This window comes from Sulfurimonas aquatica, assembly GCF_017357825.1.
GTDB classification, from domain to species: Bacteria; Campylobacterota; Campylobacteria; order Campylobacterales; family Sulfurimonadaceae; genus Sulfurimonas; species Sulfurimonas aquatica.
Genome location: NZ_CP046072.1, coordinates 1,390,344 through 1,415,216, shown reverse-complemented (window position 1 = coordinate 1,415,216; position 24,873 = coordinate 1,390,344). Strand labels below are relative to the sequence as shown.

Below are 24,873 nucleotides of genomic sequence, written 5' to 3'. Positions count from 1 at the left end.
GAAAGCAGTTGATAAGTATAGAAGAAATTCAAAAAGCTAAAAAGCAAATAGCTCATGTTGTCGTAGATACACCATTAGCTTACGCTCCATATTTAAGCGAAATAGCAGAGTGTGAAATCTATCTAAAAAAAGAGAACCTGCAAGTTACCGGCGCTTTTAAAATTCGTGGTGCTTATAATAAAATAGCGTCATTGTCTACAGAACAAAAAGAGTGTGGCGTTATTGCCGCTAGTGCTGGAAACCATGCTCAAGGAGTTGCACTTTCTGCTTCAAAGTTTGGCATAAAGGCTGTCATCGTTATGCCTGAGTCTACGCCTCTGACTAAAACCGATGGCGTTAAGCATTATGGAGCAGAGGTTATACTTCATGGTAGTAATTATGATGAAGCTTACGCTTATGCAACATCATATTCTCAAAAGCATTCACTTACTTTTATTCACCCTTTTGAAGATAAAGAGGTTATTGCGGGACAAGGTACAATAGGTCTTGAAATCCTAAACAAATGTAAAGACCTTGACATCGTAGTTATTCCAGTTGGTGGCGGTGGACTTATTGCTGGCGTTGCAACAGCGATTAAAGCAATCAATCCTAAGATTAAAGTTATTGGCGTGAGCGCTGCTGGAGCACCTGCATTTAAGCAGTCTTTTGATCTTAAACGCGCTGTTGATAGTGTAAGCGTTAGAACCATAGCGGATGGGATAGCTGTACGTGACACATCAGAGATTACACTCGAATATGCACTTAAGTATGTTGATGAGATTATTAGTGTAGATGATGCAGAGATTGCAAGTAGTATATTATATCTACTTGAAAAGCAAAAGCTTGTAGTTGAAGGGGCCGGTGCAGTTGGAGTAGCAGCACTACTCCATAAAAAAATAGCAGATGTAAAAAATAAAAAAATAGCTGTCATTTTAAGTGGTGGAAATATGGATGTTACACTACTTTCTGTAATTATAGAAAAAGGTCTGCTTAAGTCAGGTCGTAAAATGAAACTAACTGTAACTTTAATCGACAAACCTGGTTCATTAATGAATTTTACAAAAATACTTCAGGAGTTAAATGCAAATATTGTACATATCTCCTTTGATAGAACTTCCGTATCTCTAGATTATGGAGATGCTGATGTTACTGTTCATATGGAAACAAAAGGTGAAGCTCATCAAGAAGAGATAAAGAGAGAACTTAAAAAAGAGGGCTATTTAAGGGAGCATTAGAGATGGAAGTACTTAAAAACAAGGGTATAGGCAAGCCGATTGTATTGTTAAAAATTCTTGAAGATAAGAGACTACTTGTTGTAGATTCTGATACAACGATACGATTTTTAAATAAAGATAATTTCAAAGTGCTAGATGGTTTTAAGGTAAATATAAAACATGAAAGATATAAAAACTCTGTTGTTGAATTTAGTAATGATGGAGTTTATTTTTCTACATTAACCTCAGATTGTAAAGAGTCTAGACTTTATAATACACAGACTAAGAAAATAATTACAAGAGTAGATAGACACCATGGAGAAGCATCTTGTGTTGGTATAGATCCACTTAATCGTTATATGTTTTCGTGTGGTGATGATGGAAAAACTTTTGCTTTAGATATGAAAAGTGGAAAACTTGTCTTTACTCTTCCCGTGCATGTTGACACAGTAAACGACATAGCGTTTAGTGCAAATGCTAATTGGGTAGCAACTGCCAGTTATGACAAGAAGATTTCACTTTTTAACCTTGTGACGATGGCTCCAAAAGAGAAACTGAAGGCCCATGCAGCAGCTGTAATGAAGTTAAAATTTTTAACTAAAAACAGACTCTTAAGTGTCGACAAGAACTCATCTGTCATTATTTGGAATATATACAGTGGCAAAATTATTGAGAGGCTTCAAGGGATTCACGATGAAGTACTTCAAGTAACCGTTAGTGCTGATGGTAAATTTCTGTTTTTAGGTACCACATTGGGTTATGTACTGCTTTATGACTTAGATACTTATGAACAGCTTTCAGAGCGTTATATCAAAATATCTTCACCAATAACGGCACTAGAATTTGATTCAGAGCTAAATCATCTCTTGATTGGTACAGGTGATGGTGTAATTATGACCTATGATATCTATGAAGGTGAAAAGAACTTAAAAGAGCTACTTGCTACAAAGGATTTTGACTCAATTCAAAAAGCTGCTGAAGTAAACCCTATCTTAGCATACACTAAGGTCTATAATTTAGTAAATGATTTATGGGGCAAGACTCTTGAAAAAGCTAAAATATCTCTTCAAAAGGGTGATAAAAAAACTGCATTACTTCTTTTTGATCACTTTAAAAACATACCCTCAAAAAATAGCATAATTCAAAAAACGATCAAAGAGTATGCTGAGTTTGAAAAGTTCTCAAATTTTGCAAAACAAGGTAAACTCGCTCTTGCATATAGTCTGGCAAACTCTTTTCCTGACTATAAAGAATCAAGCATCTATAAAGCATTAGAAAAAAGATGGCAAAAAGCATTGATAGAAGCACAAAAACTTTCCCTTCAACCAAGAGGTGGTATGGATATGGCTCGTGAAAAACTTGCTCCATATAGAGGTTTAAGTTCAAAAACAAAAATTATTCAAGAATTACTATCTCAAGCAGATGTTTATAATAGATTTAGAACAGCTATAGGGCAAAAAGATTTCAAACTTTGTTTTGAACTTCTAAAGCAACACTCTTTCTTAAAAGAGTTTCCAGAGTATGATATCTTAAATCAGTATGGAGACTCTCTATACATTAAATCCGAACAGTATATATCAGCAGGTGAAATAAACAGGGCATTAAAAACACTCAGAATACTCTCTGATTTTAATGATTTTAAAGATGATGTAAAAGAGCTCATGCTTATCATAGAGTCTAAAAATAAATTTATAAAAGCTATAGAAGCTGAAGATATGGTCACAGCTTACAATATGCTTGCTATAGCAGAAGAGTTGCTGGATACTCCTGAGGGAGAAAAACTTCAAAAACAGTGGAATGAAGATTTGCAAAATGCACACTTTTATGCTGTTCAGGGTGATGAAAAAGGTGTCGAAGAGAGTTTAAAAAAATATATGAATATGACATCTAAACACATGGCATTAGCAACTGTATTTGCATGGTGTTATATTGTACAACTAGAGAATGCAATGGAGAGTGGAGTCTCCAGACAAGAGATTGAAAATGGTATTAAAAACTACATGCTGAACTTTGGATTTCAAGAACATATAGAGGGATTTTTTGATGTTTTTAAGGAAAAGTATCCAGAATCAAAACTTAGTATTGAACTTTTAACGCAAGGTTCTCTTTCTATGTGGAGACCATCTATGATTGCACCCTCAATCTTAGATTAGTATTTAAGATAGAAATTATCTTCCCCTTTAACCTCTAATATAGCTACTTTTACTTATAATAAACGAATTTTAAATTTAACTATTATTAGAGGAGACTTATCATGCAAATTAGTGGTGCACAGATGGTCATAGAAGCATTTATTGCAGAGGGTGTTGATACAGTTTTTGGCTACCCTGGTGGAGCGATAATGAATGTATACGATGAGATATACAAACAAGATGGATTTAAACACATTTTAAACCGTCATGAGCAGGCTTCAATACATGCTGCTGAAGGTTATGCTAAAGCTAGTGGAAAAGTTGGTGTCGCGATGATTACATCAGGACCAGGATTTACAAATGCTGTAACTGGTTTAGCTGATGCCTATATGGATTCTGTTCCCTTAGTAGTTGTCTCTGGTCAAGTTCCAATGAGTCTCATAGGTACTGATGGTTTTCAAGAGATAGATGCTATTGGTATTTCTCGTCCTTGTACAAAGCACAACTACCTTGTAACTGATGCTGCTGATTTACCTCGTATTCTTAAAGAAGCATTTTATATTGCACGTTCTGGACGTCCTGGTCCAGTTCATGTTGATATACCTAAAGATGTTACAGCACAGATTGCTGAATTTGACTATAGTACTCCTCTTCAATTAGAGACTTATAAGCCACATACAAAAGGAAGTCCTCGTCAGATTAAAAAAGCTATGGAAGCTATTGCTAATGCCAAGCGTCCTATTTTTTATCTTGGTGGTGGTGTTATTAACTCTAACGCGTCTTATGAAGTTAGAGAATTTGTCAAAAAAACTGGTATACCAGCAGTTGAAACTTTGATGGCTCGTGGTGTTTTAAGCCATGATGATGAGCTTCTTGTTGGCATGCTTGGTATGCATGGTTCATACTCTGCAAATATGGCTATGAGTGAGACGGATTTAGTTATAGGTCTTGGAGCTAGATTTGACGACCGTGTTACTGGTAAGCTTTCTGAGTTTGCTAAAAATGCAGGCGTAATTCATGTTGATATTGACCCCGCATCTATTTCTAAACTAGTAAATGCTGATTATCCTATTGTTGGCGACTTGAAAAATGTTGTAAACGATATGTTGGCGCAGGTGGATAAAATTGATAGCCAAAAGTATGAGTCTTGGAGAGAGACCATAAATAATTTTGCTGAATTGCATCCTTTAACATATCATGAAGACACTGAGAGAATTAAACCTCAGTGGGTAATTGAGAGAGTAGGGCAACTACTTGGCGATGATGCAAATATCTCTACAGATGTAGGTCAACATCAGATGTGGGCTGCTCAGTTTTATCCATTTTCACGCCCTAATCAATGGATAACTTCTGGTGGACTTGGTACTATGGGTTTTGGTTTTCCAGCAGCTATTGGTGTGAAAGCAGCTTGCCCAGACAAGGTTAGTATCAACTTTACTGGTGATGGTTCAATCCTTATGAATGTTCAAGAGTTGATGACGGCAGTTGAGAAAAAAATACCTGTTATTAATATTATTTTAAATAATAACTTTCTTGGTATGGTTCGTCAGTGGCAAACACTGTTTTATGATAAACGCCACTCAGAGACAGACTTGAGTGTTCAACCAGATTTTGTAAAGCTTTCTGAAGCTTTTGGCGGGATAGGTTATAGAGTTAAGACTAAAGAAGAGTTTGATGCTGCTCTTAAAGATGCAGTTGAGAAGAATATTGTTGCTTTCATAGAAGTTATCGTTGAGAGATTTGAAAATGTTATGCCGATGGTACCATCTGGTGGTAGTCTATTTAATATGATGTTATTAGAGAAAAAGGAGACAAAATAATGACTGAAAGTAGTGAAAGAAGAGTAGTTTCAGTTATCGTTGTTAATGAGGCGAGTGTTTTATCTCGTATCACAAACCTTTTCTCTGGACGTGGTTATAATATCACATCTTTAACGGTTGCTCCGATCCCAGATAGTAAGTACTCTCGTTTAACTATCGTAACATCTGGTTCAGTGCGTGTGATAGAACAAATAACAAAGCAACTTCACAAGCTTATACCTGTTCTTAAGGTGTATGAGCATGCAGATTTAGTTGAAAAAGAGATGGCGTTAGTTAAATTTCCTATTACTGAAAATTTAAGTGATATCTCTGCTCTTTGCGATGCTTACAATGGCAAGATAGTCAATGTGGGGAACGACATGATAATCACTATGGTTGCAGACGAGCCTAAGCGCGTTGACCATTTCCTAGAGACTATTAGACGTTATAACCCAAAAGAGATAGTAAGAAGTGGTGCTGTAGCACTGGAGAGATAGAACTTAATGAAACTCAGTGAGATTGCTACACTTATTGGCGCTGACTTTAGTGGTGAGGATTTTGAAGTTAAGGGTATGAATACTCTTATTGACGCCTCATCTGATGAGTTATCATTTGTAGCCAATGCTAAGTATATAAAAGATATCTCTACTTCTAATGCAGGAGCCATCATTGTTGATGAAAAAACCAAGGAGTTTGTTCCTGATGGATGCAGTGCCTTAGTTGTAGAGTCTCCCTACTGGCAGATGGCTGTAGTTTCAGCTAAGTTTGCTCCCTTGCTTGAAGAGATTGACTCACCTAAAGCAACGATAGGTGAAGGAAGCAGAGTTTCTTTAAAAGCTGAAATAGCAAACGGTGCATCTATTGGTAAGAACTGTCAAATCCTTGCTGGCGTTTATGTTGGCTCTAATGTCACTGTTGGTGATAATACAATACTTTATCCTAATGTCACTATCTATAGAGACTGTAAGATTGGGAATGAATGTATTATTCATGCAGGTACGGTTATAGGAAGTGATGGTTTCGGCTTTGCTTCAAATAAGCTTGGCGAGCATAAAAAAATCTATCACAATGGAAACGTTGTAATAGAAGACGATGTTGAAATAGGCTCAAATACCTCTATAGATAGAGCCGTATTTGGAACAACACTTATTTCAAGAGGTTCAAGATTAGATAATTTGATTCATATAGCGCACAACTGCGTTGTAGGTGAATATAGCGTTCTTGCTGGTCAAACAGGACTTGCAGGTTCATCAAAACTAGGAAGAAGTAGTGTTTTTGGTGCACAGTCTGGAGTAGCGGGTCACTTAGAAATTGCTCCTTTTAACACATTCGCAGCAAGATCAGGCGTTACAAAGAGTATTAAAGAGAGTGGAAAAGTTTTTGCAGGATTTCCTTTTATGGATCATAAAGCATGGCTTAAAATTCAGGCTAAATTAGCTAGACTAATCAAATAAAATTATATAAGGAATTTAAAATGTCAAGTACAATCGCATTAAGTGGAACAAAAAAAGGTGTTATCTCAATTAGTAAAATTGAAGAGCCCTATGGAGAGGGAAGCGCAACGGTTGCTAGTATAGGTATATCTTTAGCAGGTAACGCAGAGAGTCCGGAGTGGAAAGTTCATATTCCTTTAGATAATCTAGAAGAAGTAATTAAAGAACTCCAATCTCTTTAATCTTTAAGCAATAGTAAAAAACTTAGTTTTTTACTATGCTGACTTTAGACTCTTAACAAACTCTTCTATTCTTTTAATACCTGTTCTTATACTCTTGATATCAGTTGCAAAGCTAAATCTAAAATAACCTTCACTTCCAAAACCAATGCCTGGGACTACAGCTACCTCTTGTTGTGCTAATAAATCTTTAGCAAATTTAAGAGAATCATTACTAACTTCTTTGATATTGACAAAGAGATAAAAAGCACCATCTGGCTTTAAAACACTTAATCCATCTATAGCATTAAAGAGCTCTACCGCTTCATCACGTCTTATCATAAACTCTTTTCTCATCATCTCTATATCTGCATCAGCTTTTCCATCTAGACCAGCTATAGCTGCCATCTGTGTTATAGAGTTGATATTTGAAGTACTTTGAGATTGAAGCTTTTTAGTTGCTTTTATCAGTTCAGTATTTGCTGCTGCCATATATCCAAAACGCCAACCTGTCATTGCCACTGACTTACTTAAACCATTTATAGTTACTGTTCTTTGATACATATCATCACTAACAGAGGCTGCAGATGTAAACTCTCCATCATATATAAGCTTCTCATACATTTCGTCACTTGCAACTATTACGTCAGTACCTTCTAAAACTTTACCTAAGGCTGTAATCTCATCTTTTGTGTAAACTGAGCCTGTTGGATTTGATGGAGTTGTTAGTACAAGCATTTTAGTTTTAGGCGTTAGAGCATTTTTAAGCTGTTCTGGCGTTATTTTAAATGCACTTGCATCGTGAGTCTCTATCTCTACTACAGTTCCACCGCAGTACTTTACAAGTTCAGGGTAGGTTACCCAGTATGGCGCAGGAATGATAACTTCATCACCGCTTTGAATAGTCGCTGAGAACAGATTAAAAAGAGAGTGTTTTGCACCATTATTTACGATGATTTGATTAGGAGCGTAAGTTAGACCATTGTCACGTAGTAGTTTATTTGCTACTGCTTCTTTTAATGCAGGGATACCATCAACTGCTGTATATTTTGTGAAGTCGTTATTTATAGCGTCAATTGCGGCATCTTTAATAACTCTAGGAGTACCAAAATCGGGCTCACCCGCTGAGAAGCTAAGAATATCTTTTCCCTCAGCCTTTAGCTCTTGAGCAAGCGTTGTTATAGCGATTGTTATTGACTCAGAGAGTGTATTAATACGATCAGTTAGCATAAGTATTTTCCTTAATAAAACTAAATAAACTGCTTTAACATAAGATAAACGCAGTTAGTAGTTATGTATAAATATTTTGGAGACTATTATACTAAAATAATAATATATATAAGTTAAGTTTAGAAATATCTACTAGTTTTTCATTGCTTTTATGAAAGATTCGTAGATATTTTCGAGTTCGAGATCCTCTTCAAGTACATTTTTATTATCTTCAACAAGAACATGTTCTAAAATAGCAACACGTTTAAGAAGGTACTCGAACATCTCTTTATTGATATCTGGAAGCATATTATGCATAAGTGGATCTTGACATCTTCCTTTTTCAATAACATGAGCAGGAATACCTATTGCAGTAGAGCAGTCAGGTACTGCTTTTACAACTACAGAATTAGCACCTATCTTTGCATTTTCACCAATTATAATATTACCAAGTATTTTTGCTCCAGCACCAATGACAGCACCTCTTTTAATCGTTGGATGGCGTTTACCAGAGTCAAGTGATACACCACCGAGTGTAACACCCTGGTAGATAACGACATCATCTTCTATTATTGATGTTTCACCTATAACTACACCTATTCCATGGTCGATAAAAACACGTCTACCTATAGTTGCTGCTGGGTGAATATCAATGTGAGTAAAAATCTGAGTTAGCCCCATTATCATTCTGGCAAGTCTTTTAAAATTAGAAGTATGGAGTCTATTTGCTAATCTATACCATGCAATAGCCCAGACTCCAGGATAATTGAATAAAAAATCTATTTTAGAGTTGAGGGCAGGATCATTTTTGTATGCGTTGGAAAAATCTTCTTTTATTTCTGAATATATACCCATAAATAACCTTAGTTAGTGGTTCTTAGATAACCATTTTGTTTTATTAAAGTTTCTAGTTTTAGAAGTGTATCACTTTTTTCTTTTTCTGTGATAAAGTCACTGCTTGAGAGATCATGCTTAAGTTTGTTTAAAATTTCATTTTCATCATATCCAATAGCATTAAGAATCTCTAAGATATCTTTTGACTCTTTAGATCTGAGTATTTCATAGCCATTGTCATTTATGTCAATAGTATACTCACTTGGTCTTGTAAATAGGTTATGTTCCATTCCTAATGCTTCTTGATATGCTCCTACATTAAAAAAACCTAAAAAGTAATCCTCTTCATCAAGATCAATATCGTGAAGATAGAGTGGTTTATCTGGATTAAAACCTATCTCACCATCACTATCACAAGTAATGTCCCAAAGAGAAGCTGCACGGATGGCCTCCTTATCTAGGTTATGTAAAGGCATAACTGGAAAGTGCTGCTTTAAGCCCCAGTAATCAGGTAAACTTTGAAAAATAGAAGCATTTATAAGATATCTCTCTTGTAGATTAACTTGAAGCTGTTCAAACTCATGTATGTTTAGAGTCGAGTTCATATAGAGTGATTTTTTGATGATATTATGAACAAGTATTTCAGCGTTTGATCTATCTTGAAGGTCAATATATCCTAATCCAAACAGCGTTAAAAGTGATTCAATATGATCAAGAGCATCATGAAGGTACTCAACACAGTTTGTTGGATTTATAAGTCTATGCAATTCTCTTAACTCTTGGACTAGAGGAGGGTTAACCTGCTTAAAGTTAAGTAGTTTTTCTTGATAGTCTTGAGAAAATAGTTCTAGTACGGGAGTGATAAGTACGGTATGGGATGCGACTATATATCTTCCAGATTCTGTATAAATATTTGGGTGCTCAACACTCTTTGCATTCATGACCTCTTTGATTAGGAAAACCACACTGTTTGAGAACTCTTCTATTGAGTAGTTATGCATCTTTGAGCTGGAATCTTGGTCATACTTTACCGCTAAGCCACCGCCAATATTTATATTTTTAAGAGCGGACGATCCAAGTACTTTTAGTTCCGCATATATGTTACCAGCTTCTCGTAGCGCTTTTTTTAGAGGCGCGATATCACCTATCTGAGAGCCTATGTGGAAGTGAATCATAGTGAAGTTTTCTAAAAGATTCGCCTCTTTAAGTAGTCGCGTTGCTTCAAGAATTTCTGTAGACGTAAGACCAAATTTAGCATCCATCCCGCCACTTTTAGCCCATGTACCCGATCCAGTGCTATGAAGTCTTACCCTAATTCCAATATTTGGAATTTTTAACTTAGACTCTTGGGCAACTTCTATAATAGTCTCTAATTCGCCTAATCCTTCAATGGTAATTGTGATGTTATGTCCAATTTGCGCAGATATGAAACTTAATGTAATCATCTCTTTATCTTTAAAACCATTTACTGTAATGTTTGAGCCAATGCTACTTTTACTCATTGCAAGGATAAGTTCCGCCTTGCTACCAGCCTCTAAACCGTAGTTGAACTCTTTACCTTCTGAGACTATTGCATCAAGAGTTGATGGAAATTGATTTACCTTAAGTGGAAAAACAGCATTAAAAGAACCCTCATAGTTATTGTCTTTAATGGCATTTCCAAAGCAAGTATATAAGTTATTAATCTGTTTTTTTATTAAGTGTGGAAACCTGAGAAGAATAGGGCCTCGAATGTCTTCTGCTCGGATTGATTCTGTTATTTCTAAAAGAGAAGGCTCTGACTTATAGTTAAGTACAACTTCTCCTCCTTTTATTTTAAAGTTATTATTTGACCAAATGTCAATACCATATTTTTTCAATAATGTAATCCTATAAATGAAGTTTTTGACGGAAGTATAAATCTATATCAAAAAATACTTCGCCATTTCTATTTTTAAATGTTAGACAACTTTTGTCTAAGTCTTTAATACTTTTTTTACCCATAACAGCTAAAACTACCTTCATGCTCTTAATTAAGTTGTTGTGATAGTTTCCAATTTTTTCTCCCTGTTTTACAACTAGGTACGACGCGCGCTTTTTTTCGTCTTGCGTAGCAAAACCAACTGGACAAACATGAGAGCCAAACCCAGAGCACATACGAGCGCGAATACAACCACCACTCATCATAAATCCACGTGCCATACCAACGGCATCTGCTCCCATACAGAGAGTAATTATTACATCATCAGGCGTTAAAATCTTTCCACTTGCGATTATTTTTATATCCTGACGAATTTCATACTGTTTTAATACTGTGTCAAGTATGTATAAAGCGTTATTTGTACTGAGACCTACAGACTCCATAAGTTCAAGTGGTGCTGTAGCACTTCCGCCTTCACCACTATCCACACTAATGAAATCTGGAATGCTTTTTCCTTCTTTCTTGCGTTTAACCATGGCTTCAGCCAACTCTTCTACAGCAACTACATCAGATATAACTATTTTAAATCCAACTGGTTTATCTGAGAGTTTTTGTAATTTTTCAACAAAATCAAGAAGATCTTCTGTTGTGTCAGCATAAGGGAAACGATTTGGTGAAAAAACATTTTCTCCTTCGGGAACACCTCTATAGTAGGCAATATCTGCCGTAACTTTAGCACCTGCTAACTTTCCACCTGTTTGTTTTGCACCTTGAGCAATTTTTATCTCTGTCATTCGACAAAACTTCATTACTTTTTGATATTTAAGTTCATCAAATTTACCATTCTTATCTCTAACGCCATAGAGACCAGAACTCATTTGAAATATTATATTTCCTATACTATCAGGTACTTCTTCTGGAAAATCTTCAATTTTTGCATCCCAATTAACACGATACAGAGCATGTGACTCTGAGTCATATATGTAAGTGTTTTGAGTTTTTTTGTTAAGTAGTATGTTTCTATACCATTTTAATGCAATTTTTCTATTGAAAATAGTGTCTCCAATTGCAAAAGCAAACTCTGCAAAAGGAGTACTCTCTACAACCTCTAAGTATTCTATATTTTTTTGATCTGGCTTTAGTGTAAAAAGATGATTTGAAGTTAGTGATCCCTCGCCAGTATTTACTGTTAAATCAGAATTCGCCCCAGCTATACTAAAGGCGCGAATTGCTTCTGGACTTAATGATCCATCACTCATAGCAGAGCGAATAATAGGAGTTTTCGAAACAAAAGGGTATTTTCTATCTTTACCAAAAACAACTTCAGTATCCTCATCAACTTGATCTTCATTTAAAACACTAGATGAGTGTTTAATAATAAATCTATCTCCATCAAATGGCTGATTTACCGAAAATGATTGATAGTTTGGAAGATTTTTAGCAGCCTTGTAGACCCAATCAACCTTATCTTTTGATTCATAAAAATTTTCATCAGCAAAATATTGTCTAAGTGGTTCACGAAGTGCTTCAAAAAGGTATCGCATTCTTCCTATTACTGGATAGTTAATAAGTAATGATTGTTTTCGTTGTACGTATTTATCATATATAAAAAGTACGATGAGTCCAAATATGGCAATTAGAACGATAAACTCAAAAGAGTATACAAAAAATTCCCATGTAGGTTGAAGTATTTCCATATTAAAAGTCCTTAAGTAATATAACCTTTTCTGATTTAGCTTCTAAATCTTTGACCCATATGGTACCATCTTTTATTTCGTTTGTGCCAATAACGCAACAAAATTTTGCATTGACTTTATCCGCGCCTTTTAGGTGGTTTTTTAAATTTTTTGCTTTAAAGTCACATGTTGCTTTATGACTGCTTCGTTTTTTGTGAGTGAGTCCTACTATCATATCGAGAGCTTCCTCATCCATAGCACCAAGGTAGTAACCTTCGCGTTTACTCTCTGGCATTACTATGAGCTCCATTAAACGCTCTATGCCCATAGCAAAACCAACAGCAGGAGTAGGACGACCATCAAGAAACTCTACAAGTCTGTCATAACGTCCACCGCCCGCTATGGCACTCTGACTCCCTATGTTGTCACTTACAAACTCAAATGCCGTTTTGGAGTAGTAATCAAGCCCACGAACTAAATTTGTGTCTATTTCATATTTGATTGCATTGTCATCAAGGATTTTTTTAAGTTTACTAAAGTCACTCTCACAAGATTCACAAAGAGAGTTTAAAAGTTTTGGCGCGTTTTCATAAAGAGATTGACATTTAGCGTTTTTACAATCAAGTACACGAATAGGATTGGTATCTTTACGGCGTTTACAATCTTCGCATATCTCATCTTCACAAGACTCTATAAAAGTGACTAGAGAGTCACGGTACTGAGGCATACAGTTTTGATCGCCAAGGGAGTTGAGTTGTAGTCTGTAGCCAATGCCACAGCGTTTGAGAATGTCGCTTACCATCATAATCATGGTAGCGTCTTCATAAACGCTATCTACGCCGAAGCTCTCAACGCCAAACTGGTGAAACTGTCTTAGACGTCCCTTTTGCGGTCTCTCATAACGAAACATAGATCCGTGGTAAAAATAACGCTGCGTTCCACCCGCTTTATCAAGCTTTTTTTGAATAAACGCGCGAACAACGCCTGCCGTTCCCTCGGGACGAAGGCAAACGTCATTTTCACCCTTATCAATAAACTGATACATCTCTTTTCCAACAATGTCGCTTGATTCTCCAACGCTGCGTTTAAACAGTGCAGTCTCTTCTAGAAGAGGCGTCTCTATGAAATGAAAACCATATTTTTGAGCTACGTCCGTCGCTGTATTTATGAAGTAAGTGAAACGTTTATAATCCTCACTTAAAATATCGTTCATACCTCGTAGTGACTGAATCATTTGTATCCTTTTTAAATTGTGAAATTGGGTGGCTTTTATAAGTCTGTAAGGATACCATTTTTTAGCTTTTTCTTACTTTTAAAATACTCTATTCTTGATTGATTTTACCAATGGCGCATGATACAAAGCTTTTGGCGGTAGTGCTTATATCTTCAAATTTTGTTAAATCTTCATCGCTCATTGGATATCCAAGTTTTTTCAAACTCACTCTAAGCTCTGGAATCTTATCCTCACTCACGTCTAGCGTTATAATCCTAGGTTCAACTTCTAAGTTCACCTCTACCTCTCCAAAGTTCTCTTTTAGGGAGCTTTTGAGAGTGTTGGCGCATCCGCCACACTTTACGTTTAAGACTTCGAAATTCTGCTTCATGACATCTTCCTTTGTTGGGCTATTTAAAGAGATATTACGATAATTTTATATAAACCTCATTTAAAGCAAATAAATAATAAGATTCGTTAAGAGAAATATTTCAAGATTATTAGGATATTTAATGCCATTTTCAGCTCTTGGACTTAACGAGAACATCTGCCGTTCTATACGAGATCAATCATATATAAGACCCACTGAGATTCAAGAAGAAGTTATTCCGTTAGTTTTAAAACAAATGGACGTCATCGCTCAATCACAAACGGGAAGTGGGAAAAGCGCGTCTTTTATCTTGCCAGTTTTACAACTCTGGCAAGGGATGAGAGACAGTGCGAAAAAGGGAAAGATTAAAGTAATTGTATTAAGCCCAACGCGAGAGTTAACCCTACAAATTGCTTCGGCGTTTAATGATTTTGGCAAGTATTTAGAGACGAAGCCTCAGGTAATTGGCGTCGTGGGTGGCCAAAAGATTGGTGAGCAACTCTATGAGATACAGCAGGGCTGTGACGTTCTTGTTGCAACGAGTGGACGTTTTTTAGACCTTTTGAGTAAAAAACAGATGAATCTTTCTCATTTAGAGTTTTTTATATTGGACGAAGCGGATAAGATGCTTGATTTAGGTTTTGAAGAAGAACTTGAAGCCATACTCGAAGCCATTCCCGCTAAACGCCAAAATCTAATGTTTTCCGCTACGTATCCTCCAAAAATGCAAAAGATAGCTTCTAAAATTACTCCTAACGCGGTTGAAGTGAAGATGAAAGATGAAGCTCCCGTAGTTAAGAAGATAAACCAAAGAGTTATTGAGGTAGAGAGAGAAAAGCGAGGACCGCTTCTGCGCTACTTACTTAAAGAAAACAGATGGAATCTTGTTTTGGTATTTATGGCAAACAAGCGCTCTACTGACAATATAGCCGAAAAATTTAGAAAGTATGGTTTTAAGGCCGCCTCTTTTAATGGCGACCTAGAACAAGACTCAAGAAATGAAACGCTTCAGGCGTTTAAAGAAGAAAAGATAAACATACTTTTTGCAACAGATATCGCTGCGCGTGGTTTAGACATCAAAGATATTGATTGCGTGATAAACTACGACTTACCACGCTCTCCCGCCGACTACATACATAGAATAGGAAGAACGGCAAGAGAAGGAAAGTCCGGAGAGGCTATCTCTTTTATAGACTATGAAAATATGAATCATTTCAGACTCATAGAAAAACGGAGTGAGATTAAACTTGTAAGAGAAAAAATTGAAGGCTTTGAGCTTGAAGGCAAAGCTCATCCTAAAACAAAGGGCCCAGCGCCTGTTAAAGGCAAGGGCAAAAGTAAAAAAGACAAACTACGAGAAAAAAACTTGAATAAAGGCTAAGTAGGCTGACTTTGTTTGGTCTAACTTATAGGTTTTAAACCCTTCGCTCTAAGTAAAAACAAAATTCCAAAAGAAACTATAAACGCCGTGACATAAAGTGTCGCGTTATAGTTCCCGTATCTTTCAAGCAGAGCCACGCTATAAAGTGGAGCGGATACTTGACCTATGCCGTAAGCTGCAGTCATCGCACCCATAAAGATGACAGGGTTTTTCCCAGCCAACTTTCCTCCATAGTGCATAAATAGTGCTACGTGACCTATAAAAGTACTTCCATAAAGCGCGCCGCTTAAGAGATTCAAACTTATGGCATTTGTCATGGTTGGTATTAGTATGCCCACTATTTGAAGTATAAACGCGATTATTATTATGTTGACGCTACCGTACTTTTGCGCGAGCCTCATCCATATTATGGCTGAGGGAATTCCCGCCAAACCGACGACTAACCAGCCGATATTTCCATAACCATCGAGTCCATTAAGGGAATTGATAATGTCTGGAAAAAATGTCGCCTGCACGACAAAACCAACACCAGCTGCAAAGTAAGCCAGTATAAGAAGTATGACATAGGGAGTAAACATTGATTTTGAAATCTTATGTCTTGGCGCGTCACGTCTGAGTTCTTTATCAAATGAGAGAATGTAAACGCTATAAAACGATATTAAAAAGGCTAAGACGCTTAAAACCATCCAAGCGTCTTCCCAAGTTCCATATTTGAGCGTATACTGGCTTATAAGCTCGCTTATCACTATGGCAAAGCCTATTCCGCTAAAGTGTATGCCCATAGCCTTTGTTTTGTCTTCATGATTAAGTTTGAGCATGACGATAGCGCCTCCGACTATAAGAACCATAGCGCTTCCAAAACCCGCGATTACTCTAGAAGCAAACCATATGTATTCATTTGTCGTTGTGGCAAGCAGCAGAGTGGTTACAATACTAAGAGCAATTCCAACCCTAAAGAATTTAACCTTAGCGTTAATATCTTTTATGAACATACTAAAAATTGCCCCACTTAAATATCCCATAAAGTTAAAAGAGGCAAAAAGTCCCGCATTTTTAATACTTAAAAAATCATCGAGCATTGATGGTAAAAGCGAGGTGAATGCGAAGCGGGCAACGCCAACGCCTATGATTATGGAGAGAATCCCCGCGAGGAGAATATTGCGGTTTTTATTTTTATCTAACAAGTTTAGTCTCATAAATTTTAGTTTTTTTCAATCTCAAGAAGCCTCTGTTTTAGTTCTAGCCCACCAGCGTAACCAGTAAGCGATCCATCGCTTCCTATGATGCGATGACAAGGTATAATGATACTAATTGCATTTGCTCCGTTAGCGTTTGCCACTGCTCGGACCGCTTTTTCATTGCCTATGCTTTTAGCTTGGTCTTTATAAGTGGAAGTCTCAGAGTAGGGGATTTTTAAAAGAGCTTCCCATACCGACTTTTGAAACTCGCTTCCCACCATAACTAATGGAACGTCAAAGTTTTTTCGTTTTCCCTCAAAGTACTCGTTAAGCTCTTTTGCGGTTTGTTTTAAAACAGCGTCTTCACTTTCGACATAGTCGGCGTCTAAGCCTTTTTGTAGTCTGTTTTTTGTTTTAACTCTGTTCTTGCTATGGATAGACTCAAGAAGACAGAGTTTCTCATCGTACGAGCCTAAGCGATAGTTGACTCCGCATTTATTATAGTAACTGATGTTTATGTTTTTCATCGCTTAACCTCAGAGTTCTTTATACAACAGACATTTTAAGAGTTGAATAATATCATTAATTTGATTGTTTGTATAATATAAAAATAAAGAGTGGAATATAATATGGATTAGTAAATTAATGATAAAATTAATTTACAAAAAGAAGCATAGAGAATAAAAAAACTTGAAGGAGAAGGGATGAAAGTATTAGTGCCGTTAGCGCAAGGGTTTGAAGAGATAGAGGCTGTGAGCATCATAGACATACTAAGACGTGCGGAGATTGAAGTTTTGGTAGCTTCTTTGAATGAGAATAGCCTTGTAAGAGGAGCCAACTCCATAGTGATTCAAACAGACCTTCACATAAAAGAAGTAAGCGCGAAAGAACTAGATATGATCGTGCTGCCTGGTGGATGGGATGGCACTTACGCTTTAGCGGATGACATAAATGTACAAAACCTTTTAAAAGAGATGGATGGCAAAGGGCAAAACATCGCGGCAATTTGCGCTGCTCCTTTCGCGCTTAACAAAGCTGGCGTTTTAAAATCTAAATACACATGTTATCCTTCAGTTGAAGATGAAATAAAAAGAGATGGTTATCAGGGTGATTTGAGTATGGTTGTAGAAGATGAAAATATTATGACCTCTCGCGGACCTGCGACTGCTATCTGTTTCGCATTGGCTATAGTTAAAAAATTAAAAGGTCAAGAGAGCTATGAAGGGATAAAATCTGGTGTTTTAGCAGACTTTTGTAGTTAATTATGACTTCTGATAGTTTAGAAAAAATGCTTTTATCAAAAAGTGGGGCAATAAAAGAGTTTCCATTTGACGAAGTAACCGCAGTTTACAAAGTGATGAATAAAATGTTTGCTCTTGTAGGCACTAAAGAATCTTATCTAAATATAAATTTAAAATGTTTACCTGATGACGCCCTTGGTTATAGAGATATATATGAGTGCGTGATTCCTGGTTATCATATGAATAAAAAGCACTGGAACACTGTCATCATAAATGGCGAGATGAAAGATGAAGTCTTGATAGAGATGATAAACGACTCTTATGATTTGGTAGTTAATAATTTGACTAAAAAAGAGAAGCAGGCACTTTTAAACCTTGTTTAGTTGTTTAGATTAGAGTGGCTATAATAGGGAGATATTGTTTAATATTAATTCTAGCCAGACTCAAAAAGGAAAATTAAGATGAATAAACATGAAAAGATAAATTACTTAGAATTGCCAGCTAATAACTTGGAGAAGGTGAAAGGTTTTTTTAGCTCTAATTTTGGATGGAAGTTTACAGATTATGGACCTGAGTACACAGCCTTTAGCGATGAGGGTATAGACGGTGGTTTTTTCAAGTCTGAGCAATCTTCATCAACTCACAATGGTGCGGTTTTGATAGTGTTCTATTCTAGCAACCTAGAAGAGACTTTTTCTAAAATTAAAAATTCTAATGGCAAAGTGCTTAAAGAGATATATTCGTTTCCTGGTGGAAGAAGGTTTCATTTTAGTGACCCTTGTGATAACGAGTATGCAGTTTGGTCTGATAAATAGGAATAATGACCAGTGACGCTCAGAAGTTTTTTTAATAATTTGTCATTTTTAACATCTTCAAAAGAGCAGACTCATAAAAATTCTACACTTAACCCACTAGAGCAGGGTAGGGTTCAAAACAGAAACTTTAGCGCTAGCGTTGATATCAGCTTTTCTAGCGATATACCAATCATAGACATTTGTATTGGCCAGAAAGCTTATAAATTTATGCTAGATACGGGTTCTTTTAGCATTATCCCTACAAGGTTAGTTGATGAGTTAAATCTAAAAAAACTTGAGGAGTCGATAATCACTATCGACTCTTATGGCAAAGAGAGCATGGTTAAGCTTTATAAGCTTCCCTTTCTAGAAGTAGGAGATATTTTATTTAGTGATTATTATTTCATCGCGGAAGATTTCTCTCAAAACTTTCCCCTTTCTTGCATATGCTTTGATGGGGTGCTTGGGTATAACTTATTTAGAGAGCTTATTGTTAAACTTGACTATGTGAACAGCAAAATTGTATTGAGTGATAAACTGATGGAACGTAAAAAGTTTCTCAAGAGTGAGATGAAGTTTGAGGGTAACTCAGGACCACAGTTTAATATGGACTTTGGATTTGAAAACGTATGGATAACGCTAGATAGTGGAAAAAACGAAGGAATACTAATTGGCGAGAAAAAGCTAGCCAATATATTTAAAGAGAAGGGTTTAGAGTCTAGAAAAATAGTAGGACTCTTCTCAAGTAGCATCAATGGTGCAAATGAAGACTCTATGAAAGAGACATTCCTAGCAAAGAATTTTAAGATAGCAAAAAAAATCTCTATAGACTCTTACCCTATTGACACAGATAATAGTGAAGAGCTTCTAGCAGGCAATAGTTTCTTAAGAAATTTTGACATAATCTTAGATTTTCAAAAGAAAAATATCTATTTTAAGCAGCTCAAAGAAAAAAACATTACTCAAGAGTTTCGTAAAAGCTTTGGATTTTCTCTTTACTGGAATCAGAATGAAAAGCTCTACATCTCCGCCATTACAGAAGATTCACCTGCTTCAGATTTAAACCTAAAGATAAGCGACAGAGTACTTGCAATTAACGGAAAAGATTTATATGATTATACAGAGCAAGAGTACTGTAAACTCTTTTTGTTGCTTAGTTCAGACGCTAAGACTTACGAGCATGAAGAGAGTATCGAGATGGTGATTAAACGCGACGCTCTCATCAAAAAAGTTTTACTTAAGAAGTAACTTACACTTTTTTATATAAAACTCTAAATTTAGTGTTTGATATTCCCGACGCTTCATTAATCAATTCAAAACTTAATTCTTGCATACCGTGCGTTAGAAAGAGGGATATGTCATCATGAGTAAGAGGCCAGGGCGGACCGTCATTATTACCACGATGCTGATGCGCTACGATTAGTAGATTACCATCCTTAGCTACCGTATCCACTACTGCGTTTATCATTTTTTCTCTAAACGCCACAGGCAAAGACTGGATTGTTAAAGCTTCAAATACAAAATCGAAATTTTCATAGTACATCTCGGGCATGTCAAAGATGTCTTGTTTTTCAAAAAGAATGTTAGAATCACTGAACCTTTTTTTAGCTAAGTTTAGCGCAGTCTGTGAGACGTCTATTGCGACAACTTCGTAACCCGCTTTGTCAAGAGCGTAAGCATCATCTCCCAATCCACAGCCAATAACGAGTGCTTTTCCCTTATGCTCTTTTTCTTCATCCAAGTATGTTTGTAGCAATGGGTTTACGTCTTGTCTTGCCCATGGAATGTTGTTGTGGTCGTTTTCATGTCTTTTATATAAATCATCAAACCATGCACTAGCTTTGTTGTGTTCTTGCATTTATCTCTCCATTTGTTTTAAATATCTTCTAAAATATCTTCTTTTCTTATAATAAAATTATAGTGTAATTACTCTTTTTATTTATATCTAAACAAAGGAGTTTTTAGGCTATGATGGCTAATAATTTATATATATTCGAAATATAAAGGAGAAAAAGAATGCTTAAAAAATTACCAAAAGAAAACATGGGTAGCTCAAATTTAGGTTGGCTAGAGAGTCGCTTTCACTTCTCTTTTGCAGATTACAGAAACTATGACAACATGAACTTTGGCGTTTTAAGGGTTCTTAATGACGATATCATACATCCCAGTAGTGGTTTTAACATGCACCCTCATCATGATATGGAGATAATATCTTATATTGTTGATGGAGAGATTACTCATCAAGACTCTATGGGAAACAGTGAAACGCTTAAACGCGGAGAAGTGCAGTATATGAGCGCGGGGAGTGGCATAGTTCACGCAGAACATAATGAAAGCAGTAGCGAAGACTTGCGACTACTGCAAATCTGGATAGTCCCGCCAGAGAAAAACCTTGAAGTACTATACGGCTCTCATATGTATACAAAAAAGCAAAGAGAGAATAAACTTTTAAATATAGTATCTTCAATAGATGGCGACGCAGCGGTAAAAATTTATCAAGACATAAACATGTTTGTCAGTGAACTTCAAAAGGGGAAAAATTTAGAGTTTTCCATTGGAGCTAAAAGGCAAGTCTATTTTGTACAGATACAAGGTTGCTCAACTGTAAATGGTGTGATTTTAGATGATGGCGACGCAATGGAAATCACACAGGAGTCAAGCTTAGGTATAAAAGCCTTACAAAATAGTCATTTTCTCTTTATAGAGATGCCTGAAGGTTAAAAAAGTATATGCCCTAAGTACTTTTGCGTTTAGGTATAAAATACATTACAGACTCAAATATTCCTTCCATATAGTGGCGAAGGTAGACATTGTAATCTTTTTCTATTGCTAGAACCTTTTGAGGTATCTTATACCAATCCTCAGCTTTGTGGTAAATACAAATAGCAAGGATTGGTTTGTAGCGTTTAATTGTCTGGGAAGCACCATCGATTGCATCTTGCTCAGCACCTTCAATGTCAAGCTTTATATAGTCGACTCTCTCTTTGACGATATTATCGATAGTGTCAACTTCAACACTCTGCGTTCCCTTGCCATATATGCTAGAGAATGATTTCTCTTCATTAAAGTAAAGCGTCTCTTTTTTATCACTAACGCCACAGGTTAAAAACTTTATGTTTTCATACTCTCCAAGTTCGCGTTTAGCTATGCGAATATTTTCAGGAATCGGTTCTATGAGATATATTTTCTCAAAATCAGGGTAGTTTTTTATAACTTCAGTCGCAGTGTCGCCTACGTATCCACCGCCATCAACAAAGCGAATCTTTTGTATCTTTGGGATTATCTCTTTATCAAAATACTGCCCAGTGTGATTGTTTGTAAAACCTTGCATAAAGTCATAATTAGAGGTGATTTTAAAATTCAGTACTTTTTGGAAGGTCTCTTTTGATTTTGCGTCATTGAGCAAGTTAAACGTAAATTGATATCTTTCACTGTTATGCTTAAAGTCTTCTGCAAAATCCTCTATGAAAGGGTGGGGCTCTAAGTCAAACTTTGAGTATCTACAAAACGCAAGATAACTAATGTTTTTAAAACCCATCTCATCAAGTCTATTTTTAACTTCAAGAGGACTTCCCGTTGAGACCCAAAGTATGATAGACTCTTTTTGAATTTCATCTATGGAGAGAATCTCTTTTTTACGAGACTTTTGAACTCTTGTAAAGTCGTCTATGATGCCATCTACCTCTACAAATTTCAAAACACTCTTTGTAAGTTTGTTAATTCCAAGTATATATTTTTTGATTGAATTGTTGTTAATAAAAGAGTCTACTAATTCTCTCTCTTTTTCATTAACATACTCTAGTGATTCTAAATTAATTTGTAGACTCACGGTTGATATTATCTAATATTTTACTTGTTATTTCATCTCTTGTAAGCGTAGCGTCAATCTCTATAAGCTCTAAGCCAAGGAGCTTAGTCGCTTCTACGATGGCGTCTTGAATTTTTAAAAGATACTCTGAACCACGAAGTTCTATGCCATCAAGCTTTTTCTTTGAGAGCCTAAACTCAAGCGCCTCTTTTGTTAAACGCAGGAGAAAAACTTTTTGAGGATAAACTCTGTTTGTTGCAAAATGATTAAGTTCAATTAAATCTTTTTTATCAATCTCTCCTTGAATCAAGGCATAAGCCACCCCACTTACGGCGCTTCTATCTGAAATAATCATTTTATTTTGAATATTTGGCTCAATTACCTCTTTTATATGTTCAGCGCGGTCTGCTAAAAAAAGTAAAAATTCAGCTTTTTTACTTTGCGCACGTGCGGAGAGTACCATCTCTCTTATCTCTTTACCTATATCTGTAGCTCCTGGCTCTTTTGTAACTATGGCGTTTGGGAAATTTTGGGACACTGCATTGATTTGCGTACTTTTTCCCGCTGTATCTATACCTTCTATGGCAATGTACATGAAGTCATACTCCCAATGATTTTCTGAACAGGCTTTGGTAGTAGGTGCTCAGTCTTGCCATTAAATTTTAGTAGATTACGTACAATGGATGAGCTAATAAACGCGTGTTTTAGTTTTGGCATAAGATAAACTGTCTCTATAGTGTCATCAAGTGAGTTGTTAAGGTATCCTAGCTGGAGTTCATACTCAAAATCACTTACTGCGCGAAGTCCACGAATTAAAACAGCGGCATCGTATTGATGAGCAAGGTCGATTGTTAGAATATCAAAACCGACTACTCTTACATTTTTTAGGTGTTTTACGGCCTCTTCAGTCATCATTATACGTTCTTTGAGACTAAACATCGGTTTTTTGTCTTGAGAAATTGCCACTGCTACGATCACTTCATCAAAAAGATTTAAAGCTCGCTCGATAATGTCGTAATGCCCATATGTAACCGGATCAAAGGTTCCCGGATAAAGCGCTATTTTTTTATTCATAATTATTCCCATCTTTTATAAAGATTATGCTCTATCTTAAGTAAATCAAACCATTTACCTATAACAAAGTTTTCCATATCATCTAGTGTTTGTTGTTCTGAGTAGTAAGCCATAACTGGTGGTGCAATTATAACGCCAAGTGTTGCTAGTTTATGCATATTTTCTAAAGCAATAGCCGAAAATGGCATCTCTCTTGGAGCCAGTATGAGAAGTTTTCTCTCTTTTAACATTACTGCTGCACTTCTTGTAACAAGATTATCGGAGATACCACAAGCTATTTTAGCAAGAGTGTTCATAGAACAGGGTGCAATGAGCATCGCATCTATCCCAAAAGAACCAGAAGCTATACTGGCTGATATATCATCATTATCATGAATGGTAAGTTTACTCATCTCTTTATCAAGAACAACTTTAGAGTTATTTGACATGATGAAATGCTTCTCTATATTTTCAGGTAGCAAACTCAAGGTTTTCAAACCTAAATTTACTCCGCTTGCCCCGCTTGTCGCTATGATTATTTTCATCTTATCTTGCCTCCGCTCTATTGTGCCCTGTGGCAACTACTCTAATTTTGTTGCCTTTTTTGTTCTTAACGTATATCTCATCTCCAAGTCTTGCGCTTCGCTCAGCTATAGCCAAAAAAGAGATAGCCATATTTGAGTTTTTGATGCTCACACTTATAGTAGCACCTCTTTTAATTAAAAAAAGTCCCGTTACATCTCTTGATGTAAGTATTTTAGACTCTTTAATTCTATTTTTTGCCTGCAGTGATGCTATCTCATCTATTGGCATTGCTCTGAATCTATCGAGTCGAACTCTTTTTTTTAGAGTATTTATTACAGAGAGTTCCTCTGAGCGTTCAATCATTTTTTTAGAAACATAAGCATCTATTTTAGCAGATATAAAATAATCAAAAAATATTTTCTTTCTATCTAGCGTTTTAATATAAAGAGTGCCTCTGCTTGAGAGGTGCGCGTTTCTAGGTAGGTTTACAGTGTAGTCGCTAGGTAAGCTATCTAAATATCTTCTTGGTGTAACAGATATTTTTCCAATTACTATACTAGGGTACTTCTCTTCATAAAGAGCCCTAATGGCATTTTTTATAGACGAAGTATCTATTGGACTCTGTTTTGTAAACTGTACATAACTGTTTTTGTATTTAACATCCGTAATACCATTTTCTACTAGGAGAGAGAATAGCTCTTTTGATTTGATTCGTTTGATGTGCTTGTTACTTTCTAGCCTAAAAAGCTTCTTGTCATTTTTTACGCCTTTTACGATGTCTGAGAGTAAAATATAGTCATTTTGAATAAAATAGTTATTTTGTAGATTTGTTGTTGCAAAAAGATTAAATGATAAAGTAAAAAAAAGAAATAAAAATAGTGAGTGCATTTTACCCAACTAGTTAAGATTTTCAATA

General features: G+C 36.0%; 26 protein-coding genes. 12 read left to right on the top strand and 14 right to left on the bottom strand.

The genetic code is table 11. The annotated features are described in order from the left end of the window. The first annotated feature begins 8 nt into the window (after window positions 1-8). The 6 genes from ilvA (at window position 9) to GJV85_RS06870 (ending at window position 6,799) form a co-directional block, all read left to right on the top strand. Entirely contained in the window at window positions 9-1,214 is a 1,206-nt protein-coding gene (gene ilvA / locus GJV85_RS06895; protein WP_207560661.1) for a threonine ammonia-lyase, read from the top strand. Window positions 1,215-1,216: 2 nt separating this feature from the next. Then, window positions 1,217-3,346: a WD40 repeat domain-containing protein gene (locus tag GJV85_RS06890; RefSeq protein ID WP_207560660.1), complete on the top strand. Its 2,130-nt coding sequence runs from the start codon at window positions 1,217-1,219 to the stop codon at window positions 3,344-3,346. A gap of 101 nt (window positions 3,347-3,447) precedes the next feature. Next, a complete protein-coding gene (locus GJV85_RS06885) occupies window positions 3,448-5,145 on the top strand; it encodes an acetolactate synthase large subunit (RefSeq protein WP_207560659.1) in 1,698 nt (565 codons plus the stop codon). Next, entirely contained in the window at window positions 5,145-5,621 is a 477-nt protein-coding gene (gene ilvN, locus GJV85_RS06880; protein ID WP_207560658.1) for an acetolactate synthase small subunit, read from the top strand. The genes GJV85_RS06885 and ilvN overlap by 1 nt, the downstream gene beginning before the upstream one ends. Before the next feature lie 6 nt (window positions 5,622-5,627). Continuing rightward, window positions 5,628-6,578, top strand: coding sequence for a UDP-3-O-(3-hydroxymyristoyl)glucosamine N-acyltransferase (lpxD, locus tag GJV85_RS06875; protein WP_207560657.1), 951 nt, complete (start codon window positions 5,628-5,630; stop codon window positions 6,576-6,578). Window positions 6,579-6,598: 20 nt separating this feature from the next. After that, a complete protein-coding gene (locus GJV85_RS06870) occupies window positions 6,599-6,799 on the top strand; it encodes a hypothetical protein (RefSeq protein ID WP_207560656.1) in 201 nt (66 codons plus the stop codon). Between the two features lie 33 nt (window positions 6,800-6,832). Here GJV85_RS06870 and GJV85_RS06865 read toward each other — a convergent pair whose 3' ends face one another. The 6 genes from GJV85_RS06865 to GJV85_RS06840 all read right to left on the bottom strand — a co-directional run bounded on the left by GJV85_RS06865 (window position 6,833) and on the right by GJV85_RS06840 (window position 13,998). Next, window positions 6,833-8,005, bottom strand: a complete 1,173-nt coding sequence (locus tag GJV85_RS06865; RefSeq protein ID WP_207560655.1) for a pyridoxal phosphate-dependent aminotransferase — start codon at window positions 8,003-8,005, stop codon at window positions 6,833-6,835. 132 nt (window positions 8,006-8,137) lie between these two features. Next, window positions 8,138-8,839 carry a serine O-acetyltransferase gene (cysE, locus tag GJV85_RS06860; protein WP_207560654.1) on the bottom strand — a complete coding sequence of 234 codons (702 nt, stop codon included), beginning with the start codon at window positions 8,837-8,839 and terminating at the stop codon, window positions 8,138-8,140. Between the two features lie 8 nt (window positions 8,840-8,847). Further along, window positions 8,848-10,677 carry a biosynthetic arginine decarboxylase gene (gene speA / locus GJV85_RS06855; protein ID WP_207560653.1) on the bottom strand — a complete coding sequence of 610 codons (1,830 nt, stop codon included), beginning with the start codon at window positions 10,675-10,677 and terminating at the stop codon, window positions 8,848-8,850. Between the two features lie 10 nt (window positions 10,678-10,687). Continuing rightward, on the bottom strand, window positions 10,688-12,415 hold the full coding sequence (locus GJV85_RS06850; protein WP_207560652.1) for an FMN-binding glutamate synthase family protein: 1,728 nt from the start codon (window positions 12,413-12,415) through the stop codon (window positions 10,688-10,690). A 1-nt stretch (window position 12,416) separates the two neighbouring features. Next, the gene (gene hisS, locus GJV85_RS06845; RefSeq protein ID WP_207560651.1) at window positions 12,417-13,628 is read right to left on the bottom strand and encodes a histidine--tRNA ligase; all 1,212 of its coding nucleotides are present in this window, start codon (window positions 13,626-13,628) and stop codon (window positions 12,417-12,419) included. An 88-nt stretch (window positions 13,629-13,716) separates the two neighbouring features. Beyond that, entirely contained in the window at window positions 13,717-13,998 is a 282-nt protein-coding gene (locus tag GJV85_RS06840) for a heavy-metal-associated domain-containing protein (protein ID WP_207560650.1), read from the bottom strand. 121 nt (window positions 13,999-14,119) lie between these two features. Between GJV85_RS06840 and GJV85_RS06835 the strand changes: the two genes are divergently transcribed. Beyond that, window positions 14,120-15,358 carry a DEAD/DEAH box helicase gene (locus GJV85_RS06835; protein ID WP_207560649.1) on the top strand — a complete coding sequence of 413 codons (1,239 nt, stop codon included), beginning with the start codon at window positions 14,120-14,122 and terminating at the stop codon, window positions 15,356-15,358. A gap of 20 nt (window positions 15,359-15,378) precedes the next feature. Here GJV85_RS06835 and GJV85_RS06830 read toward each other — a convergent pair whose 3' ends face one another. Both GJV85_RS06830 and GJV85_RS06825 read right to left on the bottom strand, forming a co-directional pair. After that, complete coding sequence (locus GJV85_RS06830) at window positions 15,379-16,554, bottom strand: YbfB/YjiJ family MFS transporter (RefSeq protein WP_207560648.1); 1,176 nt, start codon at window positions 16,552-16,554, stop codon at window positions 15,379-15,381. A 5-nt stretch (window positions 16,555-16,559) separates the two neighbouring features. After that, the gene (locus GJV85_RS06825) at window positions 16,560-17,063 is read right to left on the bottom strand and encodes a methylated-DNA--[protein]-cysteine S-methyltransferase (RefSeq protein ID WP_207560647.1); all 504 of its coding nucleotides are present in this window, start codon (window positions 17,061-17,063) and stop codon (window positions 16,560-16,562) included. Between the two features lie 177 nt (window positions 17,064-17,240). On the opposite strand from GJV85_RS06825, the gene GJV85_RS06820 reads away from it, so the two are divergent. The 4 genes from GJV85_RS06820 to GJV85_RS06805 all read left to right on the top strand — a co-directional run bounded on the left by GJV85_RS06820 (window position 17,241) and on the right by GJV85_RS06805 (window position 19,819). Beyond that, window positions 17,241-17,798, top strand: a complete 558-nt coding sequence (locus tag GJV85_RS06820) for a DJ-1 family glyoxalase III (protein ID WP_207560646.1) — start codon at window positions 17,241-17,243, stop codon at window positions 17,796-17,798. Between the two features lie 2 nt (window positions 17,799-17,800). Beyond that, window positions 17,801-18,160 carry an MmcQ/YjbR family DNA-binding protein gene (locus GJV85_RS06815; protein ID WP_207560645.1) on the top strand — a complete coding sequence of 120 codons (360 nt, stop codon included), beginning with the start codon at window positions 17,801-17,803 and terminating at the stop codon, window positions 18,158-18,160. Between the two features lie 78 nt (window positions 18,161-18,238). Then, on the top strand, window positions 18,239-18,592 hold the full coding sequence (locus GJV85_RS06810) for a VOC family protein (RefSeq protein ID WP_207560644.1): 354 nt from the start codon (window positions 18,239-18,241) through the stop codon (window positions 18,590-18,592). A 39-nt stretch (window positions 18,593-18,631) separates the two neighbouring features. Further along, the gene (locus GJV85_RS06805; RefSeq protein ID WP_207560643.1) at window positions 18,632-19,819 is read left to right on the top strand and encodes an aspartyl protease family protein; all 1,188 of its coding nucleotides are present in this window, start codon (window positions 18,632-18,634) and stop codon (window positions 19,817-19,819) included. A gap of 1 nt (window position 19,820) precedes the next feature. On the opposite strand, the gene GJV85_RS06800 is transcribed toward GJV85_RS06805, so the two are convergent. Then, window positions 19,821-20,429 (bottom strand): class I SAM-dependent methyltransferase, encoded by a 609-nt coding sequence (locus tag GJV85_RS06800; RefSeq protein WP_207560642.1) that lies wholly within the window; start codon window positions 20,427-20,429, stop codon window positions 19,821-19,823. A gap of 158 nt (window positions 20,430-20,587) precedes the next feature. Between GJV85_RS06800 and GJV85_RS06795 the strand changes: the two genes are divergently transcribed. Then, the gene (locus GJV85_RS06795; protein ID WP_207560641.1) at window positions 20,588-21,292 is read left to right on the top strand and encodes a pirin family protein; all 705 of its coding nucleotides are present in this window, start codon (window positions 20,588-20,590) and stop codon (window positions 21,290-21,292) included. A gap of 13 nt (window positions 21,293-21,305) precedes the next feature. On the opposite strand, the gene GJV85_RS06790 is transcribed toward GJV85_RS06795, so the two are convergent. From GJV85_RS06790 to flgA, 5 genes are read right to left on the bottom strand one after another with little or no spacing between them, the layout of a single operon-like run. Next, entirely contained in the window at window positions 21,306-22,400 is a 1,095-nt protein-coding gene (locus GJV85_RS06790; RefSeq protein WP_242689758.1) for an FkbM family methyltransferase, read from the bottom strand. Beyond that, entirely contained in the window at window positions 22,384-22,974 is a 591-nt protein-coding gene (tmk, locus tag GJV85_RS06785) for a dTMP kinase (protein WP_207560640.1), read from the bottom strand. The genes GJV85_RS06790 and tmk overlap by 17 nt, the downstream gene beginning before the upstream one ends. Then, a complete protein-coding gene (gene coaD / locus GJV85_RS06780) occupies window positions 22,959-23,453 on the bottom strand; it encodes a pantetheine-phosphate adenylyltransferase (RefSeq protein ID WP_242689757.1) in 495 nt (164 codons plus the stop codon). The genes tmk and coaD overlap by 16 nt, the downstream gene beginning before the upstream one ends. A gap of 2 nt (window positions 23,454-23,455) precedes the next feature. Continuing rightward, window positions 23,456-23,977 carry a UbiX family flavin prenyltransferase gene (locus GJV85_RS06775; RefSeq protein ID WP_207560638.1) on the bottom strand — a complete coding sequence of 174 codons (522 nt, stop codon included), beginning with the start codon at window positions 23,975-23,977 and terminating at the stop codon, window positions 23,456-23,458. A gap of 1 nt (window position 23,978) precedes the next feature. Then, window positions 23,979-24,845, bottom strand: a complete 867-nt coding sequence (flgA, locus tag GJV85_RS06770; protein ID WP_207560637.1) for a flagellar basal body P-ring formation chaperone FlgA — start codon at window positions 24,843-24,845, stop codon at window positions 23,979-23,981. Window positions 24,846-24,873 lie beyond the last annotated feature (28 nt).